General features: G+C 64.1%; 27 protein-coding genes and 1 pseudogene. 17 read left to right on the plus strand and 11 right to left on the minus strand.

The window, feature by feature from the left end; all coding sequences use genetic code 11:
* Positions 1-1,500 carry a leucyl aminopeptidase gene (locus AB5K84_RS26555; protein ID WP_028171097.1) on the minus strand — a complete coding sequence of 500 codons (1,500 nt, stop codon included), beginning with the start codon at positions 1,498-1,500 and terminating at the stop codon, positions 1-3.
* A 337-nt stretch (positions 1,501-1,837) separates the two neighbouring features.
* On the opposite strand from AB5K84_RS26555, the gene lptF reads away from it, so the two are divergent.
* The 11 genes from lptF to AB5K84_RS26610 all read left to right on the plus strand — a co-directional run bounded on the left by lptF (position 1,838) and on the right by AB5K84_RS26610 (position 12,268).
* On the plus strand, positions 1,838-3,007 hold the full coding sequence (lptF, locus tag AB5K84_RS26560) for an LPS export ABC transporter permease LptF (protein ID WP_011086881.1): 1,170 nt from the start codon (positions 1,838-1,840) through the stop codon (positions 3,005-3,007).
* Positions 3,004-4,101: an LPS export ABC transporter permease LptG gene (gene lptG / locus AB5K84_RS26565; protein ID WP_038966780.1), complete on the plus strand. Its 1,098-nt coding sequence runs from the start codon at positions 3,004-3,006 to the stop codon at positions 4,099-4,101. The genes lptF and lptG overlap by 4 nt, the downstream gene beginning before the upstream one ends.
* Positions 4,101-6,587 (plus strand): LPS-assembly protein LptD, encoded by a 2,487-nt coding sequence (locus AB5K84_RS26570; RefSeq protein WP_063921454.1) that lies wholly within the window; start codon positions 4,101-4,103, stop codon positions 6,585-6,587. Before lptG ends, AB5K84_RS26570 begins: the two co-directional genes overlap by 1 nt.
* A 68-nt stretch (positions 6,588-6,655) precedes the next feature.
* Entirely contained in the window at positions 6,656-7,582 is a 927-nt protein-coding gene (locus tag AB5K84_RS26575) for a SurA N-terminal domain-containing protein (protein ID WP_028171094.1), read from the plus strand.
* A complete protein-coding gene (gene pdxA, locus AB5K84_RS26580) occupies positions 7,582-8,619 on the plus strand; it encodes a 4-hydroxythreonine-4-phosphate dehydrogenase PdxA (RefSeq protein ID WP_038968057.1) in 1,038 nt (345 codons plus the stop codon). The genes AB5K84_RS26575 and pdxA overlap by 1 nt, the downstream gene beginning before the upstream one ends.
* Positions 8,619-9,473: a 16S rRNA (adenine(1518)-N(6)/adenine(1519)-N(6))-dimethyltransferase RsmA gene (gene rsmA, locus AB5K84_RS26585; protein ID WP_011086876.1), complete on the plus strand. Its 855-nt coding sequence runs from the start codon at positions 8,619-8,621 to the stop codon at positions 9,471-9,473. The genes pdxA and rsmA overlap by 1 nt, the downstream gene beginning before the upstream one ends.
* Positions 9,474-9,497: 24 nt before the next feature.
* Positions 9,498-10,556, plus strand: coding sequence for an alcohol dehydrogenase (locus tag AB5K84_RS26590; RefSeq protein WP_011086875.1), 1,059 nt, complete (start codon positions 9,498-9,500; stop codon positions 10,554-10,556).
* A 74-nt stretch (positions 10,557-10,630) separates the two neighbouring features.
* Complete coding sequence (locus tag AB5K84_RS26595; protein WP_038968058.1) at positions 10,631-10,861, plus strand: hypothetical protein; 231 nt, start codon at positions 10,631-10,633, stop codon at positions 10,859-10,861.
* A 208-nt stretch (positions 10,862-11,069) separates the two neighbouring features.
* A complete protein-coding gene (locus tag AB5K84_RS26600; RefSeq protein WP_171463758.1) occupies positions 11,070-11,261 on the plus strand; it encodes a hypothetical protein in 192 nt (63 codons plus the stop codon).
* A gap of 271 nt (positions 11,262-11,532) precedes the next feature.
* Positions 11,533-11,754, plus strand: a complete 222-nt coding sequence (locus tag AB5K84_RS26605; RefSeq protein ID WP_063921453.1) for a hypothetical protein — start codon at positions 11,533-11,535, stop codon at positions 11,752-11,754.
* A gap of 4 nt (positions 11,755-11,758) precedes the next feature.
* Entirely contained in the window at positions 11,759-12,268 is a 510-nt protein-coding gene (locus AB5K84_RS26610) for a hypothetical protein (protein ID WP_162494085.1), read from the plus strand.
* 240 nt (positions 12,269-12,508) lie between these two features.
* Here AB5K84_RS26610 and AB5K84_RS26615 read toward each other — a convergent pair whose 3' ends face one another.
* Complete coding sequence (locus AB5K84_RS26615; protein ID WP_038968061.1) at positions 12,509-12,898, minus strand: hypothetical protein; 390 nt, start codon at positions 12,896-12,898, stop codon at positions 12,509-12,511.
* Between the two features lie 203 nt (positions 12,899-13,101).
* Entirely contained in the window at positions 13,102-13,347 is a 246-nt protein-coding gene (locus AB5K84_RS26620; protein WP_038968062.1) for a hypothetical protein, read from the minus strand.
* Positions 13,348-13,674: 327 nt separating this feature from the next.
* Between AB5K84_RS26620 and AB5K84_RS26625 the strand changes: the two genes are divergently transcribed.
* From AB5K84_RS26625 to AB5K84_RS26635, 3 genes are all read left to right on the plus strand, one after another.
* Positions 13,675-13,983: a transposase gene (locus AB5K84_RS26625; RefSeq protein WP_158516560.1), complete on the plus strand. Its 309-nt coding sequence runs from the start codon at positions 13,675-13,677 to the stop codon at positions 13,981-13,983.
* Complete coding sequence (gene tnpB, locus AB5K84_RS26630) at positions 13,980-14,333, plus strand: IS66 family insertion sequence element accessory protein TnpB (protein WP_011084591.1); 354 nt, start codon at positions 13,980-13,982, stop codon at positions 14,331-14,333. Before AB5K84_RS26625 ends, tnpB begins: the two co-directional genes overlap by 4 nt.
* A 72-nt stretch (positions 14,334-14,405) precedes the next feature.
* On the plus strand, positions 14,406-16,010 hold the full coding sequence (locus AB5K84_RS26635; protein ID WP_011084592.1) for an IS66-like element ISBj7 family transposase: 1,605 nt from the start codon (positions 14,406-14,408) through the stop codon (positions 16,008-16,010).
* 117 nt (positions 16,011-16,127) lie between these two features.
* On the opposite strand, the pseudogene AB5K84_RS26640 reads toward AB5K84_RS26635, so the two are convergent.
* The 5 genes and pseudogenes from AB5K84_RS26640 to AB5K84_RS26660 all read right to left on the minus strand — a co-directional run.
* Positions 16,128-16,268, minus strand: a pseudogene (locus AB5K84_RS26640) (transposase); the annotation flags it as partial.
* An 88-nt stretch (positions 16,269-16,356) separates the two neighbouring features.
* Entirely contained in the window at positions 16,357-16,494 is a 138-nt protein-coding gene (locus AB5K84_RS26645; RefSeq protein ID WP_157839480.1) for a hypothetical protein, read from the minus strand.
* 9 nt (positions 16,495-16,503) lie between these two features.
* Positions 16,504-16,950: a hypothetical protein gene (locus AB5K84_RS26650; RefSeq protein WP_011086870.1), complete on the minus strand. Its 447-nt coding sequence runs from the start codon at positions 16,948-16,950 to the stop codon at positions 16,504-16,506.
* A 19-nt stretch (positions 16,951-16,969) separates the two neighbouring features.
* Entirely contained in the window at positions 16,970-17,428 is a 459-nt protein-coding gene (locus AB5K84_RS26655) for a toxin-activating lysine-acyltransferase (protein WP_063921450.1), read from the minus strand.
* Positions 17,429-18,341: 913 nt separating this feature from the next.
* The gene (locus AB5K84_RS26660) at positions 18,342-18,860 is read right to left on the minus strand and encodes a toxin-activating lysine-acyltransferase (RefSeq protein WP_011086867.1); all 519 of its coding nucleotides are present in this window, start codon (positions 18,858-18,860) and stop codon (positions 18,342-18,344) included.
* Positions 18,861-20,075: 1,215 nt separating this feature from the next.
* Between AB5K84_RS26660 and AB5K84_RS26665 the strand changes: the two genes are divergently transcribed.
* The 3 genes from AB5K84_RS26665 (at position 20,076) to AB5K84_RS26675 (ending at position 23,278) form a co-directional block, all read left to right on the plus strand.
* On the plus strand, positions 20,076-21,422 hold the full coding sequence (locus AB5K84_RS26665) for a caspase family protein (RefSeq protein WP_038967535.1): 1,347 nt from the start codon (positions 20,076-20,078) through the stop codon (positions 21,420-21,422).
* A gap of 28 nt (positions 21,423-21,450) precedes the next feature.
* Positions 21,451-21,948 (plus strand): hypothetical protein, encoded by a 498-nt coding sequence (locus tag AB5K84_RS26670; RefSeq protein WP_038967539.1) that lies wholly within the window; start codon positions 21,451-21,453, stop codon positions 21,946-21,948.
* Positions 21,949-22,078: 130 nt separating this feature from the next.
* A complete protein-coding gene (locus AB5K84_RS26675; protein WP_011086863.1) occupies positions 22,079-23,278 on the plus strand; it encodes a hypothetical protein in 1,200 nt (399 codons plus the stop codon).
* Here AB5K84_RS26675 and gmk read toward each other — a convergent pair.
* From gmk to mltG, 3 genes are all read right to left on the minus strand, one after another.
* Complete coding sequence (gene gmk, locus AB5K84_RS26680) at positions 23,211-23,870, minus strand: guanylate kinase (protein ID WP_011086862.1); 660 nt, start codon at positions 23,868-23,870, stop codon at positions 23,211-23,213. The two genes, AB5K84_RS26675 and gmk, sit on opposite strands and share 68 nt — an antisense overlap.
* A gap of 3 nt (positions 23,871-23,873) precedes the next feature.
* Positions 23,874-24,761 carry a YicC/YloC family endoribonuclease gene (locus tag AB5K84_RS26685; protein WP_028171087.1) on the minus strand — a complete coding sequence of 296 codons (888 nt, stop codon included), beginning with the start codon at positions 24,759-24,761 and terminating at the stop codon, positions 23,874-23,876.
* Between the two features lie 115 nt (positions 24,762-24,876).
* Positions 24,877-26,154 carry an endolytic transglycosylase MltG gene (gene mltG, locus AB5K84_RS26690; protein ID WP_011086860.1) on the minus strand — a complete coding sequence of 426 codons (1,278 nt, stop codon included), beginning with the start codon at positions 26,152-26,154 and terminating at the stop codon, positions 24,877-24,879.
* Between the last annotated feature and the right edge of the window lie 64 nt (positions 26,155-26,218).

The raw sequence follows: 26,218 nt of genomic DNA on the forward strand, positions 1-26,218 counted from the left end.
TCATTTGCGCTCGTAGTGGTCCGCCACTAGGCGATCCAGGAGGCGGACGCCATAGCCGCTTCCCCAGCTCTGGTTGATGTCGGTCTTCGGCGCGCCCATGGCGGTGCCGGCGATGTCGAGATGCGCCCAGGGCGTGCCGTCGACGAAGCGCTGCAGGAACTGCGCCGCGGTGATCGAGCCGCCGTGGCGGCCGCCGGTGTTCTTCATGTCGGCGAACTGCGAATCGATCAGCTTGTCGTATTCGGGGCCGAGCGGCAGGCGCCAGACCTTCTCGCCGCTCTCGATGCCGGCCGTCAGCAGCCGGTCGGCGAGCTCGTCATTGTTGGAGAACATGCCGGCATGCTCGGTGCCGAGCGCGACCACGATCGCGCCGGTCAGCGTCGCCAGGTCCACCATGAATTTCGGCTTCGTCTTCTTGGCCACGTACCAGAGCACGTCGGCCAGCACGAGGCGGCCTTCGGCGTCGGTGTTGATGATCTCGATGGTCTGGCCCGACATCGAGGTGACGATGTCGCCCGGTCGCTGCGCATTGCCGTCGGGCATGTTCTCGACGAGGCCGATGGCGCCGACCACGTTGGCCTTGGCCTTGCGCGCCGCAAGCGCGTGCATCAGCCCGACGACGCAGGCAGCCCCGCCCATGTCGCCCTTCATGTCCTCCATGCTGCCGGCCGGCTTGATGGAGATGCCGCCGGTGTCGAAGCAGACGCCCTTGCCGACGAAGGCGACCGGGGCCTCGCCCTTCTTGCCGCCGTCCCAGCGCATGATCACGGTGCGGCTCGGCCGCGTCGAGCCCTGGCCGACGCCGAGCAGCGCGCCCATGCCGAGCTTGTCCATCGCCTTGACGTCGAGCACCTCGACCTTGACGCCGAGCTTGCGGAGCAGGCTTGCGCGGCGCGCGAATTCCTCGGGGAAAAGCACATTCGGCGGCTCGTTGACGAGGTCGCGCGCGATGATCACGCCGTCGACGACATGGCCGGCCGAGGCAAACGCCTTCTTGGCCGCGGCGACATCGCCCACCGCAAGCGAGATATCGGCGCGTGAGCCGCCCTCCTCGCCGTCCTTCTTCTTGGTCTTGTAGCGGTCGAACTTGTAGGCGCGCAGCCGGAGCCCCGCGGCGATCGCAACCGCCTGCTCGCTCGTCATGGCGCCGTCAGGCAGTTCCGCCATGATGGTCATGGCGGCGGCAGTGGCGGAGAGCTTGCCCGCCGCCACGCCGCCGAATTTGAGAAAGTCGTTCGCTTTCAGGCCCGTCGCCTTGCCGGCCCCGATCACGATCAGGCGGGTGGCCTTCACCCCCTCCGGCGCCAGGATGTCCAACGCGGCGCCGCTTTTACCTTTGAAAGCGGCGGCCGAGGCCGCCCGCTTCACAAGTTCGGTAGCGCCGCCGAGCGCCTTGGCGGTCGCCGGGCCCAGCTTCAAACCGTCGTCGCAGAACACGACCAGGATGCCACGGGCGGCAGCAGACAACGGGACGAAGCCGACCTTGATGGCATCGGACATGGGTAACTCCTCCAAAACATGGGGCTTTTGCCGCTCGACGGGTCCGGCCACGGGCCGGCGCTGAACGGCGATTCACTGGACTTTCCGCACTATGGGCCACCGGCCGGGCAGATGCCAAGACCACCCGTGGCCGCCAGGCCACAAGAGGGAAATATTAACCATATGTTGAGGGTGCCACGGGGCAGCCATTTTGTTGACGGATCAAAGGGATGGTAGTGAGAGAGTAAGCCGGCGTAAGAGCTGTTTGTCCGACCTTGGGGATCCCCTTCCGGGGATTGGTTGGACGGCCAGAACTCCGGCCGACATTGGGGACTTGGTGGGATTCGTGCGGTAGCGCATGGGGTCAATCGATAGGTATATCTTCCGCACGACGCTGGCGTCGTTTGCGCTGGTCCTGGTCAGCCTCACCGGCGTGATCTGGATTACGCAGGCGTTGCGCGGCATCGACCTGATGACGAGCCAGGGTCAGACCATCCTCACCTTCCTCGGCATCACCAGCCTCGTCGTGCCCGCGCTGGTCCTGATCATCTCGCCGATCGCGCTGATGATCGCGATCTCGCACACCCTGAACAAGCTCGCGACCGATTCCGAGATCATCGTGATGAATGCCGCCGGCTTCTCGCCGTTCCGGCTGTTCTATCCGTTCTTCTACGCCACCTGCGTGGTGGCCCTGCTGGTCGCCTTCATCGCGGCCTATCTTGCGCCCGACGGCATGCGGCGGATCAAGCAGTGGGACGCCGAGATCACCGCCGACGTGCTCACCAACATCCTCCAGCCCGGCCGCTTCGCCCAGCTCGACAAGAACCTGACGATCCGGATCCGCGAGCGCCTGCCGGGCGGCATCCTCGCCGGCATCTTCATCGACGACCGCCGCGATCCCAACGAGCGCGTCTCGATCGTCGCCGAGCATGGCGAGGTCATGAAGAACGACACCGGATCGTTCCTGGTGCTGGAAACGGGAAATCTGCAGCGTTTCGAGGTCGGCAAGCGCGATCCCGCGCTGGTGGCGTTCGGCCGTTACGGCTTCGACATGTCGAAATTCTCCGGCCAGGGCCGCGACGTCACCCTCGGCATCCGCGAGCGCTATCTCTGGGAGCTGTTCTCGCCGTCCGAGGATGATCCCGTCTACAAGCAGATTCCCGGTCAGTTCCGCTCGGCCTTGCACGACAGCCTGTTGGCGCCGATCTATCCGTTCGCCTTTGCCGTGCTGACCTTCGCCTTCCTCGGTGCGCCTCGCACCACCCGCCAGAGTCGCAATTTCTCGATCGGCTCGTCCATCGTCGCAGTGTTCGGCCTGCGCATGGCCGGCTTCGCCTGCTCGGTGATGGCGGTGAAGTCGCCCGCCGCGGTGCTGGTCCAATACGCGATGGTGTTGGGCGCCATCGGCGTCGGGATGTGGATGATCGTCGGCGGCATCGTGGTCGAGCCGCCGCCCCGCCTCATGGAGGCCATCAACAGGTCGAACGCGCGCATCGCACGGTTGTTCGGACGGCCGGCCACCGCATGAGCATGCTCACCAATACACTCGGGCGCTATTTCGCCGGCCGCTTCGTGGTCGCGGCGCTCGGCGTGTTCGCCAGCATCTTCCTGCTGCTGGTGCTGGTCGATTACATCGAGATGGTGCGCAAGACCTCCGGCCTTGCGTCCGCCTCGGCGATCATGGTGGCCGAGACCTCGCTGTTCCGGGTGCCGCAGCTCCTGGAGAAACTGACGCCGTTCTGCATGCTGATCGGCGCCATGACCTGCTATCTCGCGCTCTCGCGAAGGCTCGAGCTCGTGGTCGCGCGCGCCGCCGGCGTCTCGGCCTGGCAGTTCATCTCGCCGGCGCTCGGCAGCGCGCTCCTGATCGGGGTGATCGCCACCGTCGCCTACAATCCGATGTCGGCCAATCTGCGCGAGCTCTCCAAGCGCATGGAGGCCGAGCTGTTCGGCTCGGCGCCCGGCGGCGGCATCCAGGACGCCTCCGGCTTCTGGCTCAACCAGGTGACCAACGACGGCCAGACGATCATCAATGCGGCGCGCAGCGAGCAGCAGGGCGTCCGGCTCACGGGGCTCACGCTGTTCCGGTTTGACACAGAGCAGCACTTCAAGGAACGCGTCGAGGCGCGCGAGGCGGAGCTCGAAGTCGGCCAGTGGATATTCAGGAACGTCCGCCGCTTCTCGCTCGACGGGCCGCCGATCGAGCAGGCCGTTCTGGCGATTCCGACGACGTTGACCGAGGCCCAGGTCCGCAACAGCTTTTCCACACCCGAGACTGTGTCCTTTTGGCAACTACCGAGCTACATCCGCTCCTCCGAAAGCTCAGGCTTCGCGACAGCCGGCTATCGACTCCAGTATCACAAGCTGTTGGCGCAGCCGTTTTTGCTCGCCGCCATGGTGATGCTCGCGGCCTCGGTGTCGTTGCGTTTCTTCCGGATGGGCGGCGTGCAAAAGATGGTTTTGAGTGGCGTGGGCGCAGGGTTTCTGCTCTACGTTCTGTCGAAAGTGACTGAAGACTTGAGCAAGGCTGAGTTGATGCATCCGATCGCTGCGGCGTGGTTGCCCGTGGTGGTGGGCGGCCTCACCGGCTTTTTGGCCTTGTTGTACCAGGAGGACGGTTAGTGACTGCCGTCCATCGAGGGCCCGTGTCTCGTTTGACGCGCCGCACTGTGATGCGCGCGAACGGGCGCGGCTTGTCCGTGCGCAGGCTTCTGCTCGCCGTCATCGCTGCCGTCTCGCTCGGCGGGCTGATCGACATTGCCACCGTGGCGCCGGCCTCGGCCCAGTTCACCTATAATCCGCTGCCGCCGCGTCCGAAGCCGCCGAAGGCCGCCAACGACAACCAGATGCTGGTTCAGGCGACCGAGGTCGACTACGACTACAACAATTCGCGCGTCTCCGCGGTCGGTAACGTCCAGCTGTTCTACAACGGCACCAGCGTCGAGGCCGACAAGGTCATCTACGACCAGAAGACCAAGCGGCTCCATGCCGAAGGCAACATCCGCATGACGGATGCCGACGGCAAGATCACCTATGCCGAGATCATGGATCTCTCGGACGATTACCGCGACGGTTTCGTCGATTCGCTGCGCGTGGACACCGCCGACCAGACCCGCATGGCCGCGACCCGTGCCGACCGGTCCAGCGGCAACTACACGGTGTTCGACAACGGCGTCTACACGGCCTGCGCGCCGTGCAAGGACGATCCGAAGAAGCCACCGCTGTGGCAGGTCAAGGGTGCGCGCATCATCCACGACCAGCAGGAGAAGATGCTGTACTTCGAGACGGCGCAGCTCGAATTCTTCGGCGTGCCGATCGCCTACATGCCCTATTTCTCGACGCCCGACCCGACCGTGAAGCGCAAATCCGGCTTCCTGATGCCCGGCTACTTCCCCGGCACGACGAACACCGGCTTCGGCGCCGAAGTTCCCTATTATTGGGCGATCGCGCCCGACATGGACGCAACCTTCACCCCGCGCTTCATGTCGCGACAGGGCGCGCTGCTGCAAGGCGAATTCCGTCAGCGCTTGATCGACGGCGCCTATCAGATCCGCGCCTACGGCATCTACCAGCTCGATCCCGGAGCCTTTGCCGGGCAGCCCGGAGACCGCCAGTTCCGCGGCGCTATCGACACCAAGGGTCAGTTCGCGCTGAACGACAAATGGGTCTGGGGTTGGGACGGTGTCCTGATGTCCGACTACTATTTCTTCTCGGACTATCGCCTCGCCGCCTACAGGGACCCGCTCGGATCGTTCCTGAACCTGCCGACCGATGCGATCTCGCAGCTTTATCTGACCGGCGTCGGCAATCGCAGCTTCTTCGACGCGCGCACGATGTACTGGCTGAGCTTCTCGGGCAACCAGAACCAGGTGCCGATCGTCTACCCCGTGATCGACTACTCGAACGTGCTCAACTATCCGGTGTTCGGCGGCGAGTTCAGCTACAAGACCAACTTCGTGAACCTGTCGCGTGACACCGCCGTGTTCGATCCGATCACGACGCTCGCCAACACCAACAGCCTGTGCACGACGGCGTCGGCCGATCCGCTCGCGCGCACGCCGTCGCAGTGCCTGCTGCGCGGCTTCCCCGGCACCTATACCCGCCTGACGGCGGAAGCGCAGTGGCGCAAATCCTTCACCGACCCGCTCGGCCAGATCTGGACGCCGTTCGCCAGCCTCCGTGCCGATGCGATCAACTCCTCGGTCTCGAACCAGCCGGGCGTGTCGAACTACCTGCCGGTCGGCGACACCCAGGCGATCCGCCTGATGCCGACCGTCGGCCTCGAATACCGCTATCCCTTCATCAACGTTCAGCCCTGGGGCTCGACCACCATCGAGCCGATCGCGCAGATCATCATCCGCCCGAACGAGACCTATGCCGGCAAGCTGCCGAACGAGGACGCGCAGAGTATGGTGTTCGACACATCGAACCTGTTCAGCGTCGACAAGTTCTCCGGTTACGACCGCGTCGAGGGCGGCGGCCGCGCCAATGTCGGCGTGCAGGCCACCACGCAGTTCGACAGGGGCGGCGCCGTCAAGACGCTGTTCGGCCAGTCCTACCAGCTGTTCGGCATGAACTCCTACGCGGTCCAGGACTCCATCAACACGGGCGTGGATTCCGGTCTCGACAAGCCTCGCTCCGACTACGTGGCGAGCATCGCCTACTCGCCCAACCGCACCTACACGTTCAGCGTCCGCTCCCGCATGGACGAGCAGACCTGGAACGTCCAGCGTTTCGAGGCGGAAGGCCGCGCCAACTTCGATCGCTGGTCGATCAGCGTGATGTACGGCAACTACGCGGCACAGCCGGAACTCGGCTATCTGACGCGCCGCGAGGGCATCCTGACCTCGGGCTCGCTCAAGGTCGCGACCAACTGGGTGGTGTCGGGCTCGGCGCGCTGGGACCTCGAGGCCAACAAGATCAACCAGTATGTGCTCGGCGCCGGCTATGTCGACGATTGCTTCGTGCTGGCGGCGAACTATGTAACTTCGTATAGCTATTCGGCGGGCACTACGCCGCCAGTGCTGAGCCATGCGTACATGTTCACGTTCGGGCTGCGTACGCTGGCGACCTCGTCGACGACCAGCAGTACCGGCGGCCTCCAGTAAACGGTTTGAAGTGCCGACCACGTTGCCCCAATCGCAGGTTCACCGCGGCTGACATGCGAGCGAGATCCATGACGACTGCCTTGCCTCTGTTCCGCCTCCTCCTCGTCCTCGCCGCCCTGTTTCTGGCCGGCACGCCGTCGCGCGCGCAGAACATCGTCGTCATGGTCAACGGCGATCCGATCACCGATTTCGACATCGACCAGCGCTCCAAGCTCGACCTGCTGACGACGCAGAAGACCCCGAGCCGGCAGGAGGTCATCAACGAGCTGATCGACGACAGGGTGAAGCTGAAGGAAGGCAAGAAGTACGGCGTCGATCCCGGCGTCTCCGACATCAACCAGTCCTTCGAGGGCATGGCGCAGCGCATGCGCATCACGACGGATCAGCTGACCAAGTCGCTCGAGGTCAAGGGCGTCCGCCCGGAGACGTTGAAGGCCCGCATGAAGTCCGAGATGGTCTGGACCAGCCTCGTGCGCGGCCGCTTCAAGGAGAAGCTGATGGTCGGCGAGCGCGACGTCGCGCAGGCGGTGCAGGCCCAGGCCGGCGACAAGCTGCAGATCGAGGGCACCGAATACAAGATGCAGCCGATCGTGCTGATCGTGCCGCGCGGCTCGTCTCCGGCCTTTCAGGAAACGCGGATGAAGGAAGCCGAACAATATCGCTCGCGCGTTGCGAGCTGCGAGGAGGCCAATTCGCTGTTCCGCTCGACGCCGAACGCCACCATCCGCGAGAGCGTCACCAAGACGACCGCGGAGCTGCCCGAGGCGCTGCGCAAGGTGCTCGACGACACGCCGATCGGCCATCTGACCGCGCCGGAGGTGACCAAGGCGGGCATCGAGATGGTGGTGCTCTGCTCGCGCAAGCCGACCATGATCGACACGCCGAAGAAGCGCGAGGTCCGCGAGAAGATGTATCAGGAGAAGTACGAGAAGACCCAGAAGGCCTATCTCGACGAGCTCCGCAAGGCGGCGATGATCGAATATCGCAACCGCTGATGGCCAACCACGCAGCAAAGCCCCTCGCCCTGACCCTGGGAGAGCCTGCCGGCATCGGCCCCGACATCACGATCGCAGCCTGGCTCCGGCGCCGCGAGCTGAACCTGCCCGCCTTCTACCTGCTCGGCGACGAGGCGCTGATCGCGCGGCGCGCCAAGACACTGGACAAGACCCTGGGTAAGGCGCTCGGCGCCGAGATCCGGATCGCCTCCGTGAGCGCACACGAAGCCGCGGCCGCCTTCACCGAAGCCCTGCCGGTGGTTGCGACCGGCGAGCGCGCCACGGCCGAACCCGGCCAGCCCGACGCCTCGAGCGCGCCGGCTGCGCTCGCCTCGATCCGCCAGGCGGTGGCCGATGTCCGGGCCGGCCGCGCCGGCGCCGTCGTCACCAATCCGATCGCCAAGAGCGTGCTCTACCGCGCGGGCTTCCGCCATCCCGGCCACACCGAATTCCTCGCCGAGCTCGCCGCAAAGGACGGCCGCGTGCCGCAGCCGGTGATGATGCTGTGGTCGCCGCGGCTCGCCGTGGTGCCCGTGACCATCCACGTCTCCTTGCGCGATGCGCTGTCCCAGCTCACGAGCGAATTGATCGTCTCGACCGTGCGCATCGTCGCGACCGAACTGAAATCCCGCTTCGGCATCGCGCGGCCGCGTATCGCGGTCTCCGGACTCAATCCGCACGCCGGCGAGGACGGCTCGCTCGGCCACGAGGAGCAGACCATCATCGCGCCTGCGCTCAAGACATTGCGCAACGACGGCATCGACGCCAGGGGGCCGCTGCCCGCCGACACCATGTTCCACGAGGCCGCGCGCAGCAGCTATGACTGCGCGGTCTGCATGTATCACGACCAGGCGCTGATCCCGATCAAGACGGTCGCCTTCGACGACGCCGTCAACGTCACGCTCGGCCTGCCCTTCATCCGTACCTCGCCCGATCACGGCACCGCCTTCGACATCGCCGGCACCGGCAAAGCCAATCCGGCGAGCCTGATCGCAGCGCTTGAGCTCGCCAGCCGCATGGCGGCTGCCAAGACCTGATGAGCGCGATCGACGACCTCCCGCCACTGCGCGAGGTCATTCGCCAGCACGCGCTGTCGGCCCGCAAATCGCTCGGCCAGAATTTCCTGCTCGATCTCAACCTCACCGCGCGCATCGCGCGCGCGGCGGCGCCACTGGACAACTCCACCATCGTCGAGATCGGCCCGGGCCCGGGAGGACTAACCCGCGCCCTGCTTGCGCTCGGCGCTAGGCGCGTCGTCGCCATCGAGCATGACGAGCGCGCGATCCCCGCCCTGCAAGATATTTCCGCGCGCTATCCCGGCCGGCTTGAGATCGTCCACGGCGATGCCATGACCTTCGACCCGCGTCCGCTGCTCAATGGCGAAAGCGCAAAGATCGTCGCCAACCTGCCCTACAACATCGCGACCCAGCTTCTGATCAACTGGCTCACCACCGAACCATGGCCGCCCTGGTACGACATGATGGTCCTGATGTTCCAGCGCGAGGTCGGCGAGCGCATCGTGGCGCGCGAGGACGAGGAAGCCTATGGCCGCCTCGGCGTGCTCGCTAACTGGCGCTGCGAGACGAAGATCCTGTTCGACATCGCGCCGTCCGCCTTCGTGCCGCCGCCGAAGGTCACCTCCTCCGTCGTACGCCTGGTGCCGCGCGCCGAGCCCCTGCCATGCGATCGAAAAATGCTCGAGCAGGTCGCGGCGGCCGCGTTCGGCCAGCGCCGCAAGATGCTGCGGCAAAGCCTGAAATCGCTCGGCGTCGATCCGGCGCGGCTTGCGCAGGCCGCCGGCGTCGATGCGACGCGGCGCGCCGAGACCATTCCGATATCCGGCTTTGTTGCCATGGCGCGTGAATTGGCGGATATACGCAGCGAAGGCTAAGACAGAAATTCCGGAGGAAAGAAAATGGCGTTGATGCGTCGGCAGTCGCTGGTCAAGTTCGATGCGCCCTTGTGCGAGACCATCGTCGACACGCCAAAGCCGAAAGGCGCCGAGGTGCTGGTGCGCATCGAGCGCTGCGGCCTCTGCCATTCGGATCTGCACATCCAGGACGGCTATGCCGATCTCGGCGGCGGCAAGAAGCTCGACACCACGCGCGGCATGACGCTGCCCTTCACGCTCGGCCACGAGATTGCCGGCGTCGTCGATGAAGTCGGCCCCGACGTTCCGGGCGGCCTCGTCGGCAGCAAGAAGGCGGTGTTTCCGTGGATCGGCTGCGGCCAGTGCCGCGACTGCGCCAATGGCGACGAGAACCTCTGCGTCAAGCAGCGCTTCCTCGGCGTCTCCATCGACGGCGGTTTCGCCACCCACGTGCTTGTGCCCGACGCGAAATATCTGCTCGACTACGATCCCCTGCCCGTCAACCAGGCCGCGACGCTGATGTGCTCCGGCGTCACCGCCTACGGCGCGCTCAAGCGCCTGGTCGACCGTCCGCGCCAGCGCAACCTGCTGCTGATCGGCCTCGGCGGCGTCGGCATGATGGGCCTGTCGTTCGCGCAGGCGACGTTCAAGCAGCCGATCACGGTCGCCGATCTCTCGCCGGCCGCGCGCGACACCGCACTGAAGAACGGCGCAGCCAACGCCTACGATCCGGCCGAGCCCGACGTGATCAAGCGCATCCTCAAGGAGACCGAAGGCGGCTTTGACGAGATCGTCGATTTCGCCGGCAACGAGAAGTCGATGGCGTTTGCGGTCGCGGTCGCCGCGCGCGGCGGCAAGATCGTGGTCTCCGGCCTGATGGGCGGCCAGTTCACGCTGCCCATGGTGCAATGGGTCTACAAGCGCATGACCATCGAAGGCTTCATGGTCGGCACGCTTGCGGAGGCCAAGGAGCTGATGGCACTCGCCCGCGCCGGCAAGATCAAGCCGACGCCGATGCGCGAGGAGCCGATGGGCGACGTCCAGAAATGGATCGACGAATTGCGCGCCGGCAAGGTCGTCGGCCGCATCGTGCTGAAGAACTGACACCGCCCGCGGCGGCCGGACGCAAGTTTCGCCCGCCGCGCGGAACGGCTGCGGCCACGCCGCGTTGGCAGAGTATGTCCATTCGCTGCACCGTCGAGAGCGCGTTCTTCATCGCCTGGGGCTTCCTGGAGCAGAGCGGAGAGCTCGGCCCTCCGGACGAGACCGCGAATGTCCTTCTCGACGCCATCGAAGCCCAGCTCAGGACCGGTGAACGCCGGCAGTTGATGCTCGCGAACAGAGCGATCGATACCTGGCGTGCCCACGCGGCGAAGCGCCGGCCGTCGCAGGAAGCCCGCTTCGGGTGACGGGCGGCGGGCGATGCCCTCGGGGCCCGTTCCGGCAAATGCGCCGCCGCCATCGAAGCCAATGCCTGCCCCCTCGATGAAGACAGGAAGCTCCCGCTTCGCCACACCATCATGCCGATCGCCAGCCGATCACTTCGGCCTGATATTGGAACGTCGCGCGCCTCGGGCGCGTTTGTCTCTCGTGAAGGCAACGACGGAGTCAGAGCTGATGACAAGGCCGCTGACGCAGACAGTGCAACCTGTTCCTGAAGAAAACCAGAGCCACAAGGGCACCGGCAGCGCGCCGTCGGTCCCGGTCGACACCACCAAGGGCCACCGCGACGACGAGAAGCAGAATATTCGCGAGCAGGCGGCGCACGGCAATCTCACCCAGAACACAAGCAACAGGCGCAAGGGATAAGCGACCGGACAATTGGGGGATTTGAAACGAGGAGAAACGAACGTGGTCAGTCTCGGCAGATGGTACGATCCCATATCCGAACGCTGGATCGCGCCGCGCGAACCCCGCCCTGAGACGACATCCTCCCCAACGAGCGAGAACCATGTCCTCGAGCTTCAAAGGACGGTCGAGATCCAGCGCATCTGGCGCGCGCTCGTCGATTGCTGCGCACGCGACTGATGCTCGCGCGCGGCAGAGGAACCCGCCGTCGGCTGCGCCGTTGTCATTCCGCATGAACGATCCCGCATCATCCGCAAGGCCAGTCGCAGCCGCGATACGCTATCTGTCGATCATCGTCGGCTGCGCCTGCCTGCTGCTCGCCGCCGTCTGCTTCGCTATCGCGGCGCAGGTCTTTGTTCAGACCGGTGTGTTCGCGCAATCCTACGTGATGGAGGGACTTGTGAGCACCGTGCTGGGGCTGCTGGCGCTGAAATTGGCGCGCGTCTGGAAATAGGCTTTTGCAATTTCGCTCCTTCGCCGGCTCTCGCCAGGAAGCCACCTCCCGCTCCGTCATTCCGGGATGCGCGCGCAGCAGGCAGGCCCGGAATCCATCGGGCCAGAACAAAATTCGCCAAATCGCGCATTGCCATGCAACGCCTACCTTAGGTCAATTTTTGCTGTCAGTTTTGCGAGGCTCTCCCCCGCAGGGCCGGCTCGACCAGAATTCGGGCCACATGCGGGCGATTCACGCATGTGTTGTTCTGTATTGGCCCATCCGCAGAAAACAACAGAACATCTTGTTCGATTTCTTCAATCTGGAATCCTCCTCTTTCATCGAAGACGATGAGAGTGGCAACTCCTTCCACGGTGAAAAAGGGTTGCCCTCCTCTAAGCTCAACCAGATTCTTATTGAGCAAATTGGCGGCCAATTGCCTCGGATCTATCCCGCAAAACTAATGCAAACTGCGGACACATCACCGTACACGGAGAATAGATCGTATGTGCCGGGACCCGCGCTGACGGCCTGAATGGGCCGCTTGGTCAGATTAGGATATTGATCCGTATATGCGCCCGGAGGGAGCCGCGCCGCAAAATCCAGGCCCCTCCAGATGGCAGCTGCCGTGACTACGACTGCGGCGATTATGGCGATGTATTTGACCGTTCGCTTCATGCAAAAAATAGCCATCTAGGTCGACGCAATCAAATCGGCGAGTCGATCTTGAAGCCAGGCTAACGGCTCCATCGGTTCATTCGCCTTTCCATCGGCCTCATTCGCCAAGAACTCGCACGTCCAGAGTCGTTTTTCCCGCGGCTAGGCTGGCGGCTAGTTGATCCGCAACGGCCTTCTGATCTACCAACACTTGAACCTCGCCACTTAGAACCGAGGTCATCATGCGAGCAGTCATCAAGGGACGCCCCTGAACGCTGAATTCAATTCGCCGACCGACGTGTCGCGCGGTAAATTCTGCATAGTCCGCCTTCGAATGTTCATTGAGACGGATCTTTAGCGCTTGATGATTATCGATCGTGCTTGTGAGACTTGCTTCCTTGGCTCTAAGAGAAAGTTGTTGTGCTTCAGCCGATACATTCCAAGCGACCAGCACCACCAAGGCAACTAGGAACGCCCGGAGAAAGCGAACGATCGCAAGACTCTTCATGGTCACACCGTTCGGCCACTTATCTGCTTCCGCATCTCTCCCTCGCCCCCACGTCCGGTTTGGAGGAGCAAATTTAGCTGATCTGCCTTTGCCAAAGAAACCAGAGTCGCAGAGTCTGCAGGCAGTTGACCGCCGTAACTTGGGCGGACCAAGCCGCTGTTATAGATCAGTTCGGACATAAATGGCCTTTCAGTCGACCTGCTTCAGACCGGCAAGCCAAGTTCTTGCCGTATGTGGAAGCGAAGCGCGATGATCAATGATCCGATCTCATAGCCATGTTCCGCCCCATACAAACCCACCACGAAATCGCCAACCGCCATCGCGATTGAGGGCAGCTTGGCCGATCCATCATCGCTAAATTGATTAAGTTCACGATCCTTGAGTACTGCCCATAATTCTCCATCGAGTCGGGCTTTCTCAACAAGCTCTGCAATTTGTTCTTCCGTCATGAAAATCGCTCGCACCATTGAAGCACCTCGAGCTTTCGACACTACAAGCTAGCCTCAAGAGGCGAAGCACTTAGTATATTGTTTTTCATCTCCGCCTGGCGGGACCACATCGATAATCCGCTTGTTCCCCCCAAGCTCAGTAAGCGGTGTGTCTCCCACACCTTGTTTGGCGTGAGCTGATCGGCAACATGCGAGCCGTCATATACAGTAAGGTTCGCATATATGGTTGACCATATAGTTGACGCTTCAGAGCCACGGGGCCGGGTGGATATCCAGGTCGGAGCGGGGCGTCGGCGGCGGTGGAGCGCCGTGGTCAAGGGGCGGATCGTGGCGGAGTCATATGCGCCGGGCACAGTTGTGTCCGAGGTGGCGCGCCGGCACGACCTCTCACCGCAACACCTGTTTGCTTGGCGCAAGGCCGCGCGTGCCGGTCTGCTGAGCTTGCCGGCGGAGGATGCACCGCTCTTCGTTCCGGTGGTGTCGGAGCTTCGCCCCGCTGGGATGTGCGTGGAAGCGGCAACGCGGAACGGGATAACGATCAGCATCGAGATTGGCGATGCGGTAGTTCGCGCAGCGGCGGGGGTCGATCCGACCTGGCTGCGCGATGTGCTGCGGGCCGTGAGGGCGACGACATGATCGCGGCTTCGGCGGGCGTGAAGATCATGGTCGCGACGCGGCCGGTCGACTTTCGTAAAGGTGCCGATGGTCTCGCCGCGCTGGTGCGCGAGCAACTCCACCATGATCCGTTCGCGGGAACGATTTTCGTCTTCCGTTCAAAGCGAGCGGACCGTTTGAAGATTTTTGCCTGGGACGGGTCCGGGCTCGTGCTGCTGTGGAAGCGGCTGGAGCATAGCGCGTTCCGCTGGCCGCCGATCAGCGATGGCGTGATGCGTTTGTCTGCCTCACAGCTCGCCGCGCTGATGGACGGCCTGGATTGGTCGCGCCTGCATGCCCGCGACATTGGTCAGCCGAGCGCAACGTCGTGAACCCTGTGACCAATTGAATCATGTCGGCTGCAGTCTTCCACAAGGGCCCGCGAATCAGCTTGAGTACCGGGCGTGAGCGAGACCACGGATCAACTTCCGACCGATATCGAGGCGCTGCAGGCGCTGGTTGCGGCGGCACGCGCGGAGCGCGACGCGGCGATCGCAAAGTGCGACGCGGCGATCATCGAACGCGATCAGGCGCTGTCGCAAATGGATCGCCTTCAGCATCTCTTGCGCCAGCTGCAACGCGCGCAGTTCGGTCGCCGCTCGGAGAAGCTCGACCCTGAGCAGTTGCAACTGGCGATCGAGGACATCGAGCAGGCCATTGCCGGCGATGAAGCGGTCCAGGACAGGAAGGACACGGCAGGCGCACGCCAGCGTGCTGAACGGCGCCGCGCCAGCCGTGGTGCGCTTCCGGCCCATCTGCCGCATATCGACGTCACGATTGCCCCGGAGGATACCAACTGTCCGTGCTGCCGCACGCCTCTGCATGTGATCGGTGAGGAGACCTCACGGCGGCTCGACGTCGTCCCGGCGCAGTTCCGCGTGATCGTCACCCATCGTCCCAAATATGCCTGTCGGGCCTGCACGGATGGCGTGGTTCAGGCGCCGGCACCAGAGCGGCTGATCAAGGGCGGCTTGCCGACCGAGGCGATGGTCGCCCATGTTCTGGTCGCCAAATTTGCCTGGCACCTGCCGCTGTATCGGCAGGCTCAGATGCTGCTGGCGCAGGGTATCGACATCAAGCGCTCGGTTTTGGCGTTCTGGGTGGGCTATGCAGGCGCAGAGCTTCGTCCGCTCTGGCTCAGGCTGCGCGAGATCATTTTGACCGCGAACAAGATCGCGGTGGACGAGACCACAGCGCCTGTGCTCGATCCCGGCCGCGGCCGCACCAAGAAAGGCTTCTTCTGGGCGATCGCGCGCGACGATCGGCCGTGGGGCGGGGCCGATCCGCCGGCAGTGGCCTACACTTATGCGCCTGGTCGCGGCGCCGTCCACGCGCTCAAGCTGCTCGACGGTTATCGCGGCATCGTGCAATGCGACGGCTACACCGTCTACAAGACCATTGCCGACACCGCGCCTGACGCGGCGATCACGCTCGCCTTCTGCTGGGCTCATCTGCGGCGGCGCTTCTTCGACGTTGTCCAGGACGGTCCTGCCCCGATCGCGAGCGAAGCGCTCGAGCGTATTGCCGCTCTCTATGCGATCGAGAAGACGATCAGGGGCCGCAGCGCCGATGAGCGTCGTGCCATCCGCCAGGAGCGCAGCAAGCCGCTGGTGCTGGCGCTCAAGGCCTGGTTCGAGCAGCAACTCACCCGCGTCTCGGGCAAAGCGACAATCGCCGAGCACATCCGTTACGCCTTGAACCACTGGGTTGGCCTGATGCGCTTCCTTGACGACGGCCGCATCGAGCTCGACACAAATATTGTCGAGCGAAGCATCCGTCCTCTTATCCTCAACCGCAAGAACGCACTGTTCGCGGGGCATGATGAGGGCGCGGAGAACTGGGCCTGCATCGCTTCGCTGATTGAGACCTGCAAGCTCTGCGGCGTGGAGCCGCAGGCCTATCTGACCGACGTCCTCACCAGACTCGTCAACCTCTGGCCGGCCTCGCGTCTGGACGAACTCATGCCCTGGGCGTGGAGCGCCGAGCAAGCTAAAAGCCTCGCCGCTTGATGAACTCGCTTCCTGGATCGCGACCGCTCCAGCCGGCCTCGTCGCCACCGGCTCCGTGTGTTCCGACAACGTCAACAACCCGTCGCGCACCGCCTTGCGCCAGGTCGACAAATGCTGCGGCGATAGACCGTGGCGCCGCGCGACGTCCGAGACGACCGCGCCGGGAACAAAGGATTCCGCGACGATCCGTCCCTTGACCTCGCCACCCCAGCGCCGCCGAACCCGTAGCTCCGATGCGTCGACAACACGCTCGATCATATATGCAAACCGTCCTCTTCAAGACGGAACGCATATTGCCGGTCTGCTCAACAGCAACAAGGTGCGGGAGACACGCCGCTTACCAAGCTCAAGGGGTTTTCCTTTTTGAATCGAGAAGCGTCGGATCGTATCCATGCAAGCCGTTGCCGTCGGCAAGCGCCACGCTAGCTACCTTCAGCTTCTCAAGATCGTAGTATTTGACTGGATCGGAAAGCGGATTACTCACAGCAAATTCCTAATGTGCGCTAGCATCGTCGATGTAGGCGACAAGGCCCTCCTGAGAGGACCTGGTTCGAAGAACAAGTCTTGGATTGCAAACGACGTTGCCACCAAATCGCACCTTGGGCTCGAGAGCATACAAAGTGCGGAACGTTTTTCTCTGATCGTCCACTAGTATCAGTGTCCAATTTGTGTAGGTATCGGGAAGTATTGGATCCAGCTGCCGATAGCCCCGCTGCGAAAACCACGTATCAGCTAACGCCGACTCCGGCGGAAAAACACAAGCTCGATCAAAACTGAAGTGTTCCGCCGGGTCATACTTACCTTCACGAATTAGGGTGGTGGTGATTTCAGCATTACGGTACGCACGATAACCGGAGAAGAGGTAGAGCCCACCCGTCCCAATAGCGGCGGTGGCGATACCGCAGACGGCTGCCAGAACAATCTTCACAATGCGCTTCATGCCAAACCCAACACCGGGCCTACGATGTTCTGCACGGCCCAGCTAGTAGCCGGAGCACCCACCCATCGCGCGTTCTTAGCAAAGGGCAATGAGTTGAGTTGCGCGCGCATTTCCGCCTCGCCGCCAAACGGCGCAACAGCGTCCATAATCTTGACGCTCGCCCCACCCTTCCATCTGCCGGCGTCAACCGCACATCCCCCGCATCGATCCGCTTCGCGACGATCTCGTCCGCCAGCGCCCAGAACGCGACGCCGACCGGCTGCTCGCCCTTGTAGAAGATGCGGAACTGCTGAAGCAGGATCGCCGGCACCTCCGCGGCCCCCGAAAAGAAAACTTTCGTGTAGGAATCAACGCTCGACCTATCTTCGATCAATTCGGAAATATACTTATACCCAGCCGGAAAGTTTGTAGTGCCATTGGCCTTAATTTGATTGAGTGTTGCAATCTGTTGGGCCGTGAGATCTAGTTGATTGGTCATAGCCAACTCCAAGCACTTGCAGGCAGAGAAGTTATTTTACATCCCGAGGTTGGGACTTCCACGAATTGTAGAGATCTCGCGCCGTCGTTACGATCTCACGCCAACGCTGCACTTGCTCCTTTGGAAACACGACAGAAAATGCCAAGTCCTCGGAAACGAGATACACTCGCGCGGAACAGGCCAGGAAAACTCTGAAGCGACCAGGACCAACACAGTCCAGCAATAACTGTGGGTCGGCGCCGTCCTTATTCCGGTAACTGATCGAATAATCTGAATTCGCGTCGTCCGCTGGCCAGAACCTGACTAGCCCGAACGCCTCTTCACGAAACGAAAACGGAGAGTTTGGTGGATACCTATTGCGGACCTGATTTTGAAATGCCTGGTCAGGCGAGACGTATCTAGACTCATTTTTTACACTTGGTAACACGTCCCAAACCCTAACAACGAACGCATCCTGTGAGGGCTCCGCTCGTCCAGGCTCTTTTGGCCGGAAACTCGCGTTCGAAATTGGATTGACCTCAAGATAACGTCCATCGGGCATCCAAAATTCGAACCTCAGGCTCCGCACATCGTTGACACGATGTCTCACCTCTGCATGCGGCCATGGTGATAGATATGCCGCAGGCACTTGCAGCATTGTGGAGCGCAGCCTGACAGTAACAGGTTCATCTAACCGGAGTACGCCATCTGTCGTCGTTCGCCGTTGGGAGGGGAGCGTTCGGGGCGACGCGGACGGGCGCTCCGCAATCAGAGGCCGTGTAGTCAGATGGTTGGCCTCGAGAGCGAGCACACTGGCAATTGTGCCCTCGAAGAGAACCAACGAGGCTACAGATAAACTCCAAGACGCGAGAGCACGGCCATAAGGGGTCATAGGAACGAGCCCCGTTAAGCCCGCATCGACTGGAATGCGGAGCTATCCAGCACTGACTTGCCCCCGCATCTCCGCCTCACCCCCAAACGGCGCAACCACATCAATGATCCGCCTGCTCGTCCCACTCTTCCACTCCGCGGGGCTTAACCGCACATCCCCCGCATCGATCCGCTTCGCGACGATCTCATCCGCCAGCGCCCAGAACGCGACGCCGACTGGCTGCTCGCCCTTGTAGAAAATACGGAACTGCTGGAGCAGGATCGCCAGCATCACCAGCCATTCGAGATCGCCGAGCGGGATCGCCTTGTGGCGCGGGCTCTGCGTCATCAGCCAGGTGATTTCGCCGAGCACCTGCGACACGGTCTTGGGCGGCGGGGCCGCTTGCGTGCCGGCAGCGGAGGCGTCCGACTGGTTGGCGGCTTGCGCGCCGTTGGCGTGCGGCCCGCCGGCCGAAGCGCCGCCAAGACCTTTGCTCGCCTGCCCCGCTGCATTCAACGCCGGCTCCTCAACCCGCATCGCGGCTCCGGTTTTCGTCATTCGCTTGCCTCCACGCGCCGGCATCGGCTCCTCCTCCTGTGAGACCAGCCGAATAGTAGAGCGCGCGTCACCTCATGCACAGCACGGCCCGTTCGCAGGAGAGGCGCGCTGATCAGTCCTGTCGTTGTGGGATGTTTATGAGCATCGGCGGTAGAGTTCGCCGCGCTGATGCTCCGATCTATGGATAGTCCGTCATTCCCAACCCTTGCGCGAGAAGCTAATCGGAACAATCTGGAAACATCAAGCAAAAAATTGATGGCGGGCTTGAACGCACGTGGAGCGTGTGGATTTGGTCACGCCGGTGTCATCGACGACGTCGCGGCTTGCCGCATCACGATGCTGCCTGCCACCCGTCATTGCGAGCGCAGCGAAGCAATCCAGAATGCGTCCGCAGAGATAGTCTGGATTGCTTCGTCGCAAGGGCTCCTCGCAATGACGGTGTGGCTGAGAGCCCAGCCCTAAGCCCTCGCGCCGCGCGCGGCAACACCCGAGACCCGTCGGGCAAAACACCCCGTCAATCCCCTCACGCAAAAATATTTCACTTTTCCGAATTTCGGATTTATGGCATACACCCCCTCACCTCGGCCCTGCCAAAGGGGCGTTCGCGACCGTCACGACATGCGGGCCGAGTGGCGGTGGACGCGGCAGCGTCGGCGCGGTCCGTGTGATGACAGGGCGGGCAACCGTGAGCCATCCACGCGACGCGGTACGACACGGCGCAGTTACAGCGGCTTCGTCGGTCGTCTTGGGTGAGCACGCGCCAGCCCCTGACGATCCGGCAAAGCCGTCCGCGGACGGAGAAGTCGTGTGGTCCTGACTCCCGGGGTCTGTGCGTCAAGTCCTGCGGTGATGTGGCGGCCCGACCGGGCGCGCGTATCAGTGATCGGCAGGGCGACGGGGGCAATAGTGCATCGCTCCCCGGGGAGAGCACGAAGGACACCGTTAAAACCATCCGCGCAGGGAAGGCCGGGCGACCGGCATCACCTGTGGTCCAAACCGTGTGCACTTCTATCGCGCACGGACGTGCGGGTGCCGCCGGCGCCCGGCCTTCCCTGCGCCCTTTGGCCTCCATCGGGCGGCGAACGGAAGCAAGGCTCGGGCAAGACCTGCCGCGGGAACGCACAGCCGCGCCTCTTTCCCGGCACGATGCGGACGGGCCCGTGGCCGCACAGAATGTCGCACCGCTTTTCGCCCGCGCACCTAGCTGGTACATTGGCGCCATTGCTTTGGGGAATTTTTATGCGCGCGAGGATTTTCAATCGCGTTGTGGGGCTGGCGGCACTCGCCACAGCGCTGCTCGTCGCCGCGGCAACGCCTGCATCCGCCGATAAGCGCATCGCGCTCGTCGTCGGCAACTCCGCCTACAAGAACATCACGCCGCTCGACAACCCGTCCAAGGACGCCAGCCTGATGGCGGAGACGCTCAGCACGCTCGGCTTCACACTAGTCGGCGGCCGCGCCCAGCTCGATCTCGACAAGGGCGCGATGGACATCGCGGTGCGGAGCTTCGGCCGGCAGGCGCAAGGCGCCGACGTCGCGCTGTTCTACTATGCCGGCCACGGTGTCCAGGTCGCCGGCTCCAACTATCTCGTGCCGGTCGGGGCCAATCCGACGCGCGAGGCCGACGTCGACTTCCAGATGACCGACGTCAATCTCGTGCTGCGCCAGATGCAGGGCTCCGGCACGCGGCTCAACCTCGTCATCCTCGACGCCTGCCGCAACAACCCGTTCGGCTCGCGCGGCTTGCGTTCCTCCGACGGCGGCCTCGCGCAAATGCGCGCACCCGAGGGCACGCTGATCTCCTACGCGACGCAACCCGGCAACGTCGCCCAGGACGGCAGCGACGGCCATAGCCCCTACACCAAGGCGCTGGCTGCGACGATCCGGACCGCAGGTCTCGACGTATTCCAGACCTTCAACCAGGTCGGCCTCGCGGTGAAGCGCGCCACGTCGGGCGCGCAGCAGCCCTGGGTCTCGTCCTCGCCGATCGACGGCACCTTCTATTTCGTGCCGCCGACGCAGACGGCTCCGCCGCAGGTCGCGGCGGTGCAGCCCGATCCGCTGCCGGCGGATCGCCTGCGCGCCGATCCTGACCGCGTCCCCCTACGCGATGCCGCATTGCTCAGCGAACTCAGCGAACGGCTCTACGAGCTCAATTTCGATCCTGACACGCCCGACGGCCTTACTCGCTCCATCACGAAGCTTCAGCAGCGGATATCCATGGCGCCGACCGGAGAGGCGACCGAAGGCCTGCTGCTGCGGATGCGCAAGATGGACGATCTGAAGCCATGGGGCTCGATCGTTTACGGCCCCGACGGCAGCAAATGGGGCATGTCGTGGAACCACGCCTCGCGGCGCGCGGCGGTCGCGGATGCGCGCGGCAACTGCGCCGGCGCCAAATGTCCGATCGAGCTTTCCTTCTATGGCAAGGGCTGCGGCGCCTTCGCGATCTCCGACAAATCCTGGTCGCTGGTCCAGCGCGAGGGCGTCCAGCGCGCCAGGGATGCTGCGCTTGACGAATGCGGCAAGGCTGGCAAGGCTTGCCGCATTATCGGATCCGTCTGCGCCGACGGCTCCGGCCGCTGATACGATTTTCATTTTGGATTATTTGCTCATGCCCAATTCCATCGCCCGCACGTTCGCTCTCGCCTCCCTCCTCGCCCTCGCCTCGTCGTCCGCCTTCGCGCAATCCGGCAGCGCCGGTGGCTCGATCGGCAATGACGAGAAATCGCTGTCCGGCTCGCGCCAGGATCCTTCTTCAGGCCGCTCGGCCGAGCCCGCGCCCTCCGCGCGCCGGAGCAAGCCGGCGGCCGAGGAACGCTCGGCGCCGCGGAGAAGCGGCGGCGGTGGTGGCGGCGGTTTCGACGGCGCCTGGGTCGTCCTCAGCCTCGGCTGCGGCGGTTCGACCTCCGGCGCGGTGGTCGTGAGCTCGGGCCGGGTCATCGGCGAGGGCGTCAGCGGCAGCGTCAGCGCGAGCGGCGCGGTTCATACCTCCGGCGCGGGCAATGGCGTGACCTTCACGGGCGCCGGCCGCCTTTCGGGGCGCAGCGGTTCCGGAACCTTCCGCCGCTCCGACGGCTGCTCGGGAACATGGACCTCGACCAAACAATAATGGTCGAAAATGCCTGATTTCGCGGCGGAACGATCGCCGCGCAGGCCCGATTCAAGCCACATCCTCTCCGGATTTGCGGCTCATTGCCACCCAACTCTTTGAAGAGAAAGGGAAGGTTAAGAGTTGCGTCATGCGTAACCGGGAGACCAGGATGGGCAACCGCACCGCGAAATTCATATCAGCGCTTGTTGGCAGTATCATTGCCGGCGCCCCCCTCGCTGCGGTGTCGCAGAACGCGCCGAGCACATCGAGCACGGCCAATGCGGCCGCCGACTGCCTCACCTCGCCGAAAAGCACCGCGCCGCAGGGACAGCACTGGCACTATCGCCTCGATCGCGCGACCAAGCGGCAGTGCTGGTACCTGCGTGCCGAAGGCGGCAAGGCGACGCAGAGCGCGCAAGCGACGGCCGACACGCCAAACGCAGATTCAGCAGCGCCGCCGTCGGTGCAGAATGCGCGCGCGGAATACATTGCACCGCAGACTGGTGCCGCGCCGAGCTCGCCGAACATGACCGCGCCTGCGCCAACGAGCGCGCCACAGGTCATGCAACAGCCGCCGGGCGCGATCGCCGACAACAACGCGCAGCAGCCCGCCGTCGCCGCGCGCTGGCCCGATACTTCCGCGAGTTCCGCTGCGCCCGCACCCGCAACGCAGCCGGGCGCGACACCGGCAAAGGCCAGCGCCCCGGTGGCGCTCGCCGCGGCCGAAATTCCCGCCGACAAGCCGACCGGCTCGCTCCAGACGCTCCTGCTCGTGATCGGCGGCGCTTTGGCGATCGCCGGCATCCTCGCCAGCGTCATCTACCGCTTCGCCGGTGCGCGCTCCCGCGTCAAGGCGAGCGACCACCGCCGCGTGAATTGGGACGATTGGGAGCCGCAGGACCAGGACGAGAGCCGCGCGCCCTGGCTCAAGGCGATGCCGGCCGTCACGCCGCGCGCGCAGCCGCCGCGCCCGATCGACTTCGATGCCGCACGCCCGCAGGCGGCACAGCTCGCCGCGATCGACCGCGAGATCGATGTGATCGAAGCGCACGAGCCGGCTGGCATCGTCGAAGTCGCGGAATCCGGCGAGCCCGAGATCGCGGTATTCGACAGGGAATTCGAGATCGAGGCCAGTTCACCCCGGTTAGCCGCGGACCGGGCCAACAGCGATGAAAAGCCGGCTGGTCGCGATGAGGATGCGGTCGACGTCGACATCATCACCGCGATGCTGGAACGGCTGGCGCAGGAAGGGCCGCGGCTGAGGCAGCCTGGCCCTGGCTCTAACCCTGCAGCTGGCCTTGCAAACCTCGCACGAAACCAACGAGGCCAATCCGCCGCTCGCGCTTGAGGCGCTCGGCCTTCAGGATCGATTGCACCTCGGCAAAGGCTTCGTCGACGTCGTGGTTGATCACGATGTAGTCGTACTCGGCCCAGTGGCTCATCTCGTGGCTGGCGCGGCTCATGCGCTTGCGGATCACCTCGTCGGAATCCTGCGCGCGCGAATGCAGCCGCTTCTCGAGATCGCCGGCTGACGGCGGCAGGATGAACACGCTGACGACGTCGGCACGCGCCTTCTCGCGCAGCTGCTGCGTGCCCTGCCAGTCGATATCGAACAGCACGTCCTGCCCGGCCGACAGCGCCGCCTCGACCGGCGCGCGCGGCGTGCCGTAGCGGTTGTCGAACACGGTCGCCCATTCCAGCAGCTCGTCGTCCCTCACCATCGCCTCGAAGCGGGGCTTGTCGACGAACAGATAGTCGCGGCCGTCGACCTCGCCGGGCCGCATCGGCCGCGTGGTCGCCGAGACTGACATTCGCAGGCCCGGCATCCGCTCGATCAACAAGCGCGACAGCGTCGTTTTGCCTGCGCCCGACGGCGAGGACAGCACGAACATCAATCCACGCCGCTCGACACCGTCAGTTCCGTGACCGCCCGTCGTCATCGATCACTCCAGATTCTGGACCTGCTCGCGAAATTGCTCGACCACGTTTTTCATGGCGAGCCCCGTATTGGTCAGCTCGATGTCGTTCGACTTCGAGCAGCAGGTATTGACCTCGCGGTGAAACTCCTGCGCCAGGAAGTCGAGCTTGCGCCCGATCGGGCCGCCCTTGCCGATCAGCTCGCGCGCCTGCGCGATATGCGAGGCGATACGGTCGAGCTCCTCGCGGATGTCGGCCCTGGTCGCGATCAGGATCGCCTCCTGCATCAGGCGGTCGGGATCGAAACGGTCGGAGGTGTCGAGCAGCGTTGCGATCTGCTCGGCGAGCCTGGCCTTGATCGCCTCCGGCTTGCGGCCGGGTGCGGCTTCGGCCTTCTTCGCCAGTTGCTCGACCTCGTCCACCCGCTGGGTCAGGATCTGCCCGAGCGAGGTCCCCTCGCGCTTGCGCATCTCGACGAGATCGGCGAGCGCCTTGTCGAAGGCCTCCGCTGCCGCGGCGCGCGCCGCCTTGTCCTCCTCCTCGTCGCCCTCGGGCTCGGCGACCTCGACGACGCCCTTGATGGCGAGCAGGCCGTCGACGCTCGGTGCCACCGCATCGACCTTTCCGGCGATCATCGAGGCGGCCTTCAGGACGGCGTTGAGCACGTCCTCGTTGACACGGACGGAGGCGGCGGCATTGGCGCGCTTGACGTTGAGATTGGCGTAGACGGTGCCGCGCGACAAAAGCTCGCCGGCGCGCTTCTTGGCGTGGGCCTCGAGCTCGTCGAACCCCTGCGGCAGCCGCACCCTGAGGTCAAAGCCCTTGGCGTTGACCGACTTCAATTCCCATTCGAACGTGTACGGCCCGCTAGCGCCGTGGCTTCGGGCAAAGCCGGTCATGGACGACAGCGCCATCAGGTCAAATTCTCCAGAAACACAGGATTCGCGAGGCCATCAAGGCACGCGAATCTTAAGACTATTTTGCCGGAAAGTGGAATCCGCAAAGTCCCGTAGGCAGGTCTGCGCGGGCCTAGCGCTGGATCACCGGCGGCGAGGGTTGCACCGCGCCCTGCCGGGCAGGAGCGGGACCAGCGGGGCGAGGAGCAGCCGGCGGCTTCTTCTGCTGGTTCGGCCGTGCCGGCGTGGTCGCGGTCGGCGTGTCGGCAGCGCCGGGCGCTGCCGCCGCCGGCGGCTGCGCGTCCTCGGCCGGCTCGACCGTGTCGTTCTGGATCTGCTTCTCCATCGCGCGCAGCTTGGCGACGTTTTTCTGGTGCGCGTCGTAGGTCTCGGTGAAGGCATGCCCGCCGGTGCCGTCGGCGACGAAATAGAGGTCGCGGGTGCGGGCCGGGTTGGCGGCGGCTTCGAGCGAGGCGCGGCCGGGATTGGAGATCGGGCCCGGCGGCAGGCCTTCGATCACATAGGTGTTGTAGGGCGAGGGCTGCGTGATCTCGCTGCGCTTGATCGGGCGGCCCAGCGTGCCCTTGCCGCCGACGAGGCCATAGATGATGGTCGGATCGGACTGGAGCTTGATCTTCTGCTTCAGGCGATTGACGAACACGGCAGCGACGCGGCTGCGCTCGTCCGGCTTGCCGGTCTCTTTCTCGACGATCGAGGCCAGCGTCACCAGCTGCTCCGGAGTCTTGACCGGAATGTCCTGGCTGCGACGCTCCCAGATCTCGGTCAGCACGCGCTTGTGCGCCTGCTGCATGCGCTGGATCACCTGCTCGCGCGTGGTGCCGCGCGGGAACTTGTAGGTCTCGGGCAAGAGCGTGCCCTCGCGCGGCAGCTCGCGCACGCTGCCGGTGAAGATATCGTTGTCGGAGAGCCGTGCCACGATCTGCTCGGAGGTCAGGCCTTCCGGAATCGTGACGGCATGCTGCACCACCTTGCCTTCGACGATGGTGGCGATGACGTCGCGCAGGGATGCGTTCTTCTGGAACGAATACTCGCCGGGCTTGAGGTCCGAGCTCGCCTTCAGCGCGGCTACGCTTGCGATGAACACCCACGGGTTGACGTCGGTCACGCCTTCCCGGTTCAGCGTCTCGGCGATGTCGCGCTTGCCGGCGCGCTGCGGGATGTTGACGATCTTGTCTTCCTTGAGCGGACCCGGCGCTTCGAGCACCTGCCGGCCGTAGTAATAGACGGCGCCCGCCCCGATCATGGAGATCAAGAGCAGCGTGATGATGGCGTTGCCGACGATCACGAAGGGATTGCGCGCGCGGTCCGATCGCTTCGGCGGCGGCGGGACCTGCTCGGGCTCGAGCGCTGCCCGCGGACTCCGGGGCGAAATGGGCGGCCTTTCACTCATCGAAGCAACCTGAATCCTGCCGGTTCAATCGCGGCCTGACAACCGTTTGCCCTGCCAAATGCAC

This window comes from Bradyrhizobium sp. 1200_D9_N1_1, assembly GCF_052075915.1.
GTDB classification, from domain to species: domain Bacteria; phylum Pseudomonadota; class Alphaproteobacteria; order Rhizobiales; family Xanthobacteraceae; genus Bradyrhizobium; species Bradyrhizobium diazoefficiens.

Coding starts and splice junctions, on each gene's coding strand:
- AB5K84_RS26575 (WP_028171094.1), top strand. CDS start 6,656: ATGACGACTGCCTTGCCTCTGTTCCGCCTCCTCCTCGTCCTCGCCGCC.
- AB5K84_RS26665 (WP_038967535.1), top strand. CDS start 20,076: ATGCGCGCGAGGATTTTCAATCGCGTTGTGGGGCTGGCGGCACTCGCC.
- AB5K84_RS26660 (WP_011086867.1), bottom strand. CDS start 18,860: ATGCCGGCGCGTGGAGGCAAGCGAATGACGAAAACCGGAGCCGCGATG.
- lptF (WP_011086881.1), top strand. CDS start 1,838: ATGGGGTCAATCGATAGGTATATCTTCCGCACGACGCTGGCGTCGTTT.
- AB5K84_RS26615 (WP_038968061.1), bottom strand. CDS start 12,898: ATGAAGAGTCTTGCGATCGTTCGCTTTCTCCGGGCGTTCCTAGTTGCC.
- AB5K84_RS26600 (WP_171463758.1), top strand. CDS start 11,070: ATGACAAGGCCGCTGACGCAGACAGTGCAACCTGTTCCTGAAGAAAAC.
- AB5K84_RS26655 (WP_063921450.1), bottom strand. CDS start 17,428: ATGACCAATCAACTAGATCTCACGGCCCAACAGATTGCAACACTCAAT.
- AB5K84_RS26675 (WP_011086863.1), top strand. CDS start 22,079: ATGCGTAACCGGGAGACCAGGATGGGCAACCGCACCGCGAAATTCATA.
- AB5K84_RS26685 (WP_028171087.1), bottom strand. CDS start 24,761: ATGGCGCTGTCGTCCATGACCGGCTTTGCCCGAAGCCACGGCGCTAGC.
- AB5K84_RS26590 (WP_011086875.1), top strand. CDS start 9,498: ATGGCGTTGATGCGTCGGCAGTCGCTGGTCAAGTTCGATGCGCCCTTG.
- pdxA (WP_038968057.1), top strand. CDS start 7,582: ATGGCCAACCACGCAGCAAAGCCCCTCGCCCTGACCCTGGGAGAGCCT.
- gmk (WP_011086862.1), bottom strand. CDS start 23,870: ATGACGACGGGCGGTCACGGAACTGACGGTGTCGAGCGGCGTGGATTG.
- AB5K84_RS26620 (WP_038968062.1), bottom strand. CDS start 13,347: ATGACGGAAGAACAAATTGCAGAGCTTGTTGAGAAAGCCCGACTCGAT.
- mltG (WP_011086860.1), bottom strand. CDS start 26,154: ATGAGTGAAAGGCCGCCCATTTCGCCCCGGAGTCCGCGGGCAGCGCTC.
- AB5K84_RS26605 (WP_063921453.1), top strand. CDS start 11,533: ATGAACGATCCCGCATCATCCGCAAGGCCAGTCGCAGCCGCGATACGC.
- AB5K84_RS26670 (WP_038967539.1), top strand. CDS start 21,451: ATGCCCAATTCCATCGCCCGCACGTTCGCTCTCGCCTCCCTCCTCGCC.
- AB5K84_RS26595 (WP_038968058.1), top strand. CDS start 10,631: ATGTCCATTCGCTGCACCGTCGAGAGCGCGTTCTTCATCGCCTGGGGC.
- AB5K84_RS26555 (WP_028171097.1), bottom strand. CDS start 1,500: ATGTCCGATGCCATCAAGGTCGGCTTCGTCCCGTTGTCTGCTGCCGCC.
- rsmA (WP_011086876.1), top strand. CDS start 8,619: ATGAGCGCGATCGACGACCTCCCGCCACTGCGCGAGGTCATTCGCCAG.
- tnpB (WP_011084591.1), top strand. CDS start 13,980: ATGATCGCGGCTTCGGCGGGCGTGAAGATCATGGTCGCGACGCGGCCG.
- AB5K84_RS26650 (WP_011086870.1), bottom strand. CDS start 16,950: ATGAAGCGCATTGTGAAGATTGTTCTGGCAGCCGTCTGCGGTATCGCC.
- lptG (WP_038966780.1), top strand. CDS start 3,004: ATGAGCATGCTCACCAATACACTCGGGCGCTATTTCGCCGGCCGCTTC.